Raw genomic sequence first — 7,102 nt, 5'->3', positions numbered from 1 at the left:
GCCTTCTTCTTGGCCGGGGCCTTCTTCGCGGCTGCCTTCTTGGCAGGCGCCTTCTTGGCCGCGGCCTTCTTCTTGGCCGGAGCCTTCTTCGCTGCAGCTTTCTTCTTGGCTGGACGTTTGGCAGCCATCAGTTCACTTCTTCTTGCCGTTCAGGGCTTCCTTGAGAGCCGAGCTCGACGAGAACTTCGCTGCGGTGGACGCGGCGATCTTCACGGGTGCGCCGGTCTGCGGGTTGCGACCGGTGCGAGCTGCGCGAGCTGAGGTGCTGAACTTGCCGAAGCCGGGCCACGTGACCGCTTCGCCCTTCTTCATCTCGGCGGTGACGTGATCGAAGAATGCGCCGAGAGCCTTCTCGGTGTCTGCCTTCGACAAGTCGGCCGACGCTGCGACGGCCTCGATCATTTCTGCCTTGGTTGCCATTGTTGGAACCCTTTCGTTGATGGATCTGTTGCTGTTCACCCCGGCCTGAACCGGGACCACGGCTCCATCGGAGAAGCCGAATGACAACCATGTGACTTGTATTCACCCCTCGAACGCAACCCTTGATCTCGTTGCAAATGCAACGACTGATTCTCCAGACCCTTGCGCCGCCTGGCGTCAGTCGGTCTCCGTCGACCCGATATCGCTCGGCGGAACCCGACCGAATGCCTCACGCAGTCGAGCACCGACCACCTCGATCTCGCCATCGGCGTAGGTCGTCCGCGGCCAGAAGAATCCGCGCAGTCCGTCACCTTTCACACGCGGTACGACATGCACGTGCAGATGTGCGACGCTCTGGCTGACGATGTTGTTGTTCGCGACGAACGACCCCTCACAACCGATCGCTTCGGGTAGCTCCGCTGCCATCGCTCGCACGCGCCGGAAGAACGGCCCGACCTGTGATGGGTCGAGGTCGGCGAGCGTCACCACGTGGCGGCGTGGGACGACCAGCACGTGTCCGTGGAACAGCGGACGCCGGTCGAGGATCCCCACCGCGACATCGTCATCCCACACCACCTCACCGGGTTCGCTCCCGGCGATGATGCGACAGAAGACGCAGGCGGTCGATCGCTCGGCACGGTCGGTCGTCATCGACCCATCCTCGCAGCATCCGGCACCTGGCCCATCCGGTGGGCTAGAACATGCTCGTTGCGTATGTCCCATCCCTCACACCCCCGAGACAACTCACACCAGGAGTGATCGTGACCGATCTGTCCACCTCCCGCACTCGTCTCGCCCCCACGGCGACGGACTCGAAGGACGGAGGTGACAGTGGCATCGAGCAGGTTCGCACCCGACTCGTGCTCGACACGTCCGTCCTCATCGCGGACCCGACGTGCGTTCTCGACTTCCGAGACTCCGACATCGTCGTCCCCCTCACGGTGGTCGAAGAACTGGACGGACTGAAGAGCCGATCCGACGACGTCGGTCGAGCCGCCCGCACCGCGCTGCGGACGCTCGAGGAACTCCGCGTCCGTCACGGCGGATCACTGGCGTCGCCCGTCCCCACCGGCACCGGTACGGCCACGTTGCAGATCGAGATCAACAACATCCGCAAGCACCTGCTCGTCGAGCACGGCCTCGACCCGTCGATCCCCGACAACCGGATCATCGGCGCTGCGATCGGTCAGTCCGACTTCGGCCCGACGACGATGGTGAGCAACGACGCCGCGTTGCGGATCAAGGCGGCGCACATGGGTGTCGACGCCGCGGCACACTCCCCCACGCGTTCCGACCGGCCCACCGCTGCGATCGGCTGGAGCACGATCGACACCGCCTTCGAGAAGATCGACTGCTTGTACGCGGCGGGCGCCATTTCGGTCGACGCGGTGCTCGACACCGACGAACCGCCGAGCGAGAACGAGTTCGCGGTGCTCCGCTCGGGGTCGCAATCGGCGCTGGTCCGCACGGTCGGCGACGAGTTCGTCCTCCTCAACCAGCAGGGCCCTGAGCCGTGGGGTCTTCGTCCGCGGAACAAGGAACAGCGGTTCGCGCTGGAACTCCTCCTCGATCCGGACGTCTCGGTCGTCGCGCTCGACGGACGCGCCGGCACGGGCAAGACACTGCTCGCCATCGCCGCCGGACTCGAGATGGTCGTCGAGCAACCCCGCTACGAGCGCCTGGCCGTCTACCGTCCGCTGGTTCCCGTCGGTCGCGCCGACGTCGGGTTCCTGCCGGGTGGGCTCGACGAGAAACTCGACCCGTGGATGTCGGCGATCCACGATGCGATCGTCGCACTGACCGACCAGGGCAACAGCCACGACGCCCGCGGCCTGATCGATGAGCTCACCGATCGCGGGCAGCTCTCGCTGGAATCGGTCACGTTCCTCCGCGGCCGGTCGCTGCAGCGTCAGATGGTGCTGATCGACGAGGCACAGAACCTGGAACCGACCACGCTGCGCACGATCCTCACCCGCGTCGGCGAAGGCACGAAGGTGATCTTCACCGGCGACACCAGCCAGATCGATGCTCCGTACCTCGGCGAGAACAACAACGCCCTGAGCGTGCTCACCTCCGCGTTCGCCGATCAGCGCTGTTTCGGTCACATCACGCTGACCGCGTGCGAGCGCAGCGACGTCGCCAGCCTCGCCGCCGAACTCCTGTAACCCTCGACCGAAAGAACGCGTAGGAGCCAGGCGCCGCCGATCCCTCGATCAGCGCGGCCCAGTATTCTCGTCGCGGATTCGCCCGCTTTCCGGGCTGATTCGCGACGGGAACGGCTGTCGACGCCGGCCGCGGCCGGTCAGACGGGATCAGGTCGCGGATGTCGCCAGGTGGTCCGCGAGGTGGTCGGCGACGCGTCGGGTGGGCGAGTCCGCTGACTCCGTGGCGCGGGTGAGCAGGCTCCATGCGAGTGCGAGACCATCCGGCCCGCAGCGAGTTGCAGCGAGCCGCCCCGTGGCGATCGCCGGATCGAGGGCCCACCTGCTGAGGATGCTCACCCCCGCTCCCGCTGCGACCAGTTCGGTGATCGCGCTGGTCTGCGGCACCACGCTGACCACCCGGGGGTAGTCGTCGCCGGTCCGGATGAAGCGGTCGTACTCGAACCCCGGCGTCGGGTTGAAGTTGTAGGTCAGGTAGGTCTCGTCGACGAGATCGATCGGCTCGATGAACTCCCGACCGACGAGCCGATGATCCGGTGCGGTGACCAGCACGAGTTCGTCCTCGAACGCCGGGATCAACTCGATGGAACCCGCGGGCGCACCGGGCGCGATCACCAGGTCGGTGTCGCCGCTCGCGAGCACGTCTCCCGGAGCGTCGCCGACCACGACCAGTTCGAGTTCCACGTCCGGGAGGTGGCGGCTCGCCGCGCCGAGAAACGACGGGTACCAGTGGAAGCAGTCGTAGCTACCGACCCCGATCCGGACCACCGACGTCACGTTGGATCGTTCGGCGAGCAGGACCTGCTCGTTGCGCCCGAGTTCGTCGAGCGCCCGCGCAGCGGCCTGATGGGTGGCGATCCCGGCTCGGGTCGGCGTGAGGCGACGATGCCGGCCCCGGTCGAACAGCCGGACGCCGAGGCGACGTTCGGCCTCCGCGAGTCGGTGACTCAGCGTCGACTGCGTCGAGTAGAGGGCTTTGGCCGCCTCGGTCATCGTTCCGAGTTCGACGATGGCGACGATCGTCTCGTAGTGACGGAGGTCGAGCTGCAGCGGCATGCCCATCATTCTATATGCATCTGATGCACGTCGATTGGCCGTATTGATTCGTTGGACACAAATAGGAAAAGGGTGCTGAATGGAGTCATGACCACTGCCACCTTGACATCGCCGTCGCCGCTCTCCCCGCTCCACTCCCTCGCCGACCCGGAGGGCGGAGCACTGGACGGCCTGGTCGACCTGGCGCGATATCCACTGGACCGACCGGGAAGCTCCGGGTGGCACGACCTCGTCGATGAGGGTCGACGGTCGCTGATGATGCACGGAAGCCTCAGCCTCGACCGGTTCCTGACACCCGAGGCGCTCGACGCCACGATGCGCGAGATCGCAGCGATCGCCGAGCACGTCGAGATCCGCCAACAGACCAGCAGCGTCTACTCGCGCCGCACCATCGAGGACGATCTCGCCCCCGGCGACCCGCGGGGCGTGCAGCTCACGTGGAACGCCGGCCACGTCACGCGCGACATGATCCCGCCGTACTCGCCGGCCCACCGCCTCTACGTGTCGCCGGCGTTCAAGGCGTTCATCGCCGCGGTGGTCGGCAAGGAATGCGTCTTCGAGTACGCAGATCCGTTGGCGGGCCTGGTTGCCACGGTGCTTCCGCCCGGCGGGCGCTACCCGTGGCACTACGACACGAACGAGTACGTCGTGACCCTGATGCTGCAACAGCCCGAGGAGGGCGGGGAGTTCGAGTACCACCAGGATCTTCGGTCCCCCGGCGACGAGAACCTCGCCGGTCTCGGCGCGGTCCTGTCGGGTTCAGCGTCGACGCCGGCACGGACGATTCGGAGCGCCCCGGGCGACCTGCAGCTGTTCCTCGGGCGCTACTCACTCCATCAGGTCACCGAAGTGGCCGGAAGCAAGGATCGTCACGTGCTCGTGCTCTCCTACGCGGAGCGACCCGGCGTGATCGGACCCGTCGATCGAACTCGCGCTGTGTACGGACGGGTCACCGAGGTCCACCTCCTCGCCGAGAGCGCACGCTTCGCCGACAACGACGGCCTGATCCTGTGAGCACCGAGCTCGACGCCTCACGCCTGGCTCGTCTCCGCGCGTCGATCGCCGACGCGGAATGCGATGCGGGTCTGTTCTACGACCCGACCAACATTCGCTACGCGACGGGCACGTCGAACATGCAGGTGTACTCGCTGCACAATCCGTGCCGGTACGCGTTCGTTCCCGCCGACGGTCCGGTCGTGCTCTTCGAGTTCAAGGGTTGCGCACACCTGTCGGACGATCACGACAACGTGGCAGAGGTTCGCACTGCGATCAGTTGGTACGACTTCGTGAGCGGAGGACGAGTGGAGGAATTCGCCGCGGACTGGGCCGCGGAGATCACCGACCTCGTCGGCTCGGGCACCGCCGTCGCGATCGATCGACTCGATCCGATCGGGCTCTCGGCGCTCGAGCGTCGCGGCATCACCGTCCACGACGGTCAGCGTGTCGCCAACCGGGCGCGGATGATCAAGACCGCATCGGAGATCGACGTGATTCGCACCGCCGTGGCCGCCTGCGAGGACGGTCTCGACGAGATGCGCAAGGTCGCCCGACCCGGCATGACCGAGAACGAGGTCTGGTCGGTGCTCCACCAGTCCAACATCGCGTCGGGCGGCGAGTGGCTGGAGACGCGGTTGCTGACCTCGGGCCCGCGCACCAACCCCTGGTATCAGGAGTGCAGCAGCAAGGTCATCGAGCCCGGCGAGTTGGTCGCGTTCGACACCGACCTCATCGGCATCGGCGGGTACTCCGTCGACATCTCCCGAACCTGGCGGGTCGACGACGGGACGCCGACCGCGGAACAGCGGCGACTCTGGGACGCGGCGTACGAACAACTGACGTTCAACACCACGCTCCTCCAGCCCGGTGCGTCGTTCGCCGAGATCGCGCAGCGCAGCCACATCCCACCGGCCGACATCCACTCGGTCACCAACGCGGCGGTCGCCCACGGCATCGGGCTGTGCAACGAGTACCCGTTGATCCTCAACCGCGACCACTGGGAGGACGGCGGCTACGACGGTGTGGTCGAGGAGGGAATGGTGCTGTGCGTCGAGGCGTTGGCAGCCCCTCCCGGCGGCACCGAAGCGATCAAGTTGGAGGAGCAGGTGCTCATCACCGCCGACGGCCCCGAATCCCTGTCGACGTACTCGCTCGACCTCGCCTGAGATCGCCGCCAAGAGAGGGTGCAGGCACGAACGCACTCTGCGTTCCAATCGAAACGCCTCGGACAGTCACCTGCAAACGCGCTAATGTCGGTTACATGGCGCACGGTCATCCGCCTGACGATCGGAACGGTTGCGAGCCCGATCATGGGCGCCCAGCACGACGACGGGTCGCTGTTGTGCTGCTCGTCGCTTCGATCGTCTCCGCCTGTTCGGCGAGCGACTCCGCAGCGAGCAGGGAATCCACGCCGAACCCCTCAGAGGTCGTCCCGGCGACCGAGGCGATCAACGGCGCCGACGTGGAGCGGCGGAGCTCCATCGGTCCGCACGCAGCCGACAGCGAGCGAGCCATGGCGCTGGCGGTCGATTCGATCCAGGTCGACGGCGACGACATCCTGCTGAGCCTGCGGGTGATCAACGATGACGATCACGACTTGGCCGTCGGTGCGGAAGACACGTTCTACGCGCCGCTCGTGGTCCTTCACGACGACCTCGACAACGCGTACCCCGCCCGCGCCGTCGAACCGGCCGGTGTGTACGCCCACTCGGTCGGTCATCTCGACCTGCGGCTCGAAGGTCCGCTCGATCCGGATGCAACGGAGTTCACGACCGAACTCACGACGGATCGCGGAACGATCGAAACCGGACCGGCAGAGCTCCCCACCGGCGACGCGGTGCGCTGGTGGGTCGACGAGAATCCGACTCGCGGACAGCCGGAGTTCGCCGATCTTCCACATCTTCCCGACCTCATCCACGCGACGATCTCCAACGACAGTCTCGAGAAGAGCACCCTCGCCTTCGACGACCTCGACCGCACCGACGGGTAGGGAGGACGGCCATGCCGGCGCCGGCCGATGTCGTCGTCGCATGATCTCTGTGACAGGCGCTGCGTAGTGTGTCGACCATGGCCCTCCCCCATTTCGCCGTCGTCGACGTCGAAACCTCGGGGTTGAACGTCCGGCGCCATCGCCTCCTGCAACTGGCGGTCGTCACCGTCGATGCCGACGGGTCGGTCGTCGACGAATGGGACACGTTCGTCAAGCTGCGCTGGCCGCTCAGTCGCGTCGGGCCGACCCACGTCCATGGCATCACCCGGCCGATGCTGAAGGACGCGCCGAAGGTCGACGCCGTGCTCGCCGAGTTCTCCGAGCGCGTCGGTGATTCTCTCTTCGTCGCCCACAACGCGGAGTTCGACGGCGAGTTCCTCCTGCGTGCGGCCCGCCGATCACACCGACCCGCACCGGAGGTCGCGCGCTTGGAGCGTCGACTGTGCACGCTGCGGATGTCCCGACGCCTCGATCCCGA

Annotated in this window: 8 protein-coding genes; 5 read left to right on the top strand and 3 right to left on the bottom strand. The window is 66.5% G+C overall.

The window, feature by feature from the left end; translation table 11 throughout:
• Nucleotides 1-132: 132 nt before the first annotated feature.
• Both ON45_RS10850 and ON45_RS10845 read right to left on the bottom strand, forming a co-directional pair.
• Nucleotides 133-420 (bottom strand): HU family DNA-binding protein, encoded by a 288-nt coding sequence (locus tag ON45_RS10850; protein WP_040493818.1) that lies wholly within the window; start codon nucleotides 418-420, stop codon nucleotides 133-135.
• A gap of 177 nt (nucleotides 421-597) precedes the next feature.
• Nucleotides 598-1,071: an HIT family protein gene (locus ON45_RS10845; RefSeq protein ID WP_051062895.1), complete on the bottom strand. Its 474-nt coding sequence runs from the start codon at nucleotides 1,069-1,071 to the stop codon at nucleotides 598-600.
• A gap of 110 nt (nucleotides 1,072-1,181) precedes the next feature.
• Between ON45_RS10845 and ON45_RS10840 the strand changes: the two genes are divergently transcribed.
• Entirely contained in the window at nucleotides 1,182-2,585 is a 1,404-nt protein-coding gene (locus ON45_RS10840) for a PhoH family protein (protein WP_158412344.1), read from the top strand.
• A gap of 147 nt (nucleotides 2,586-2,732) precedes the next feature.
• On the opposite strand, the gene ON45_RS10835 is transcribed toward ON45_RS10840, so the two are convergent.
• Nucleotides 2,733-3,638: a LysR family transcriptional regulator gene (locus ON45_RS10835; protein WP_158412342.1), complete on the bottom strand. Its 906-nt coding sequence runs from the start codon at nucleotides 3,636-3,638 to the stop codon at nucleotides 2,733-2,735.
• A gap of 87 nt (nucleotides 3,639-3,725) precedes the next feature.
• On the opposite strand from ON45_RS10835, the gene ON45_RS23655 reads away from it, so the two are divergent.
• The 4 genes from ON45_RS23655 to ON45_RS10815 form a co-directional block, all read left to right on the top strand.
• On the top strand, nucleotides 3,726-4,652 hold the full coding sequence (locus tag ON45_RS23655) for a HalD/BesD family halogenase (RefSeq protein ID WP_051062893.1): 927 nt from the start codon (nucleotides 3,726-3,728) through the stop codon (nucleotides 4,650-4,652).
• A complete protein-coding gene (locus ON45_RS10825) occupies nucleotides 4,649-5,800 on the top strand; it encodes a M24 family metallopeptidase (protein ID WP_040493816.1) in 1,152 nt (383 codons plus the stop codon). Before ON45_RS23655 ends, ON45_RS10825 begins: the two co-directional genes overlap by 4 nt.
• A 176-nt stretch (nucleotides 5,801-5,976) precedes the next feature.
• Nucleotides 5,977-6,624 (top strand): hypothetical protein, encoded by a 648-nt coding sequence (locus ON45_RS10820; protein ID WP_040493815.1) that lies wholly within the window; start codon nucleotides 5,977-5,979, stop codon nucleotides 6,622-6,624.
• 77 nt (nucleotides 6,625-6,701) lie between these two features.
• Nucleotides 6,702-7,102: 3'-5' exonuclease (locus ON45_RS10815; protein ID WP_148288642.1), on the top strand; the 401-nt coding region annotated here is incomplete at its 3' end.

It is taken from the genome of Ilumatobacter nonamiensis YM16-303 (genome assembly GCF_000350145.1).
GTDB lineage: Bacteria > Actinomycetota > Acidimicrobiia > Acidimicrobiales > Ilumatobacteraceae > Ilumatobacter_A > Ilumatobacter_A nonamiensis.
The sequence above is the reverse complement of the archived record's forward strand: the minus strand, read 5'-3'. Positions and strand labels throughout refer to the sequence as shown.

Excerpts from the sequence above, each read along its gene's own strand:
- ON45_RS10850 (WP_040493818.1), bottom strand. The coding sequence starts at position 420 with ATGGCAACCAAGGCAGAAATGATCGAGGCCGTCGCAGCGTCGGCCGAC.
- ON45_RS10845 (WP_051062895.1), bottom strand. The coding sequence starts at position 1,071 with ATGACGACCGACCGTGCCGAGCGATCGACCGCCTGCGTCTTCTGTCGC.
- ON45_RS10835 (WP_158412342.1), bottom strand. The coding sequence starts at position 3,638 with ATGCCGCTGCAGCTCGACCTCCGTCACTACGAGACGATCGTCGCCATC.
- ON45_RS23655 (WP_051062893.1), top strand. The coding sequence starts at position 3,726 with ATGACCACTGCCACCTTGACATCGCCGTCGCCGCTCTCCCCGCTCCAC.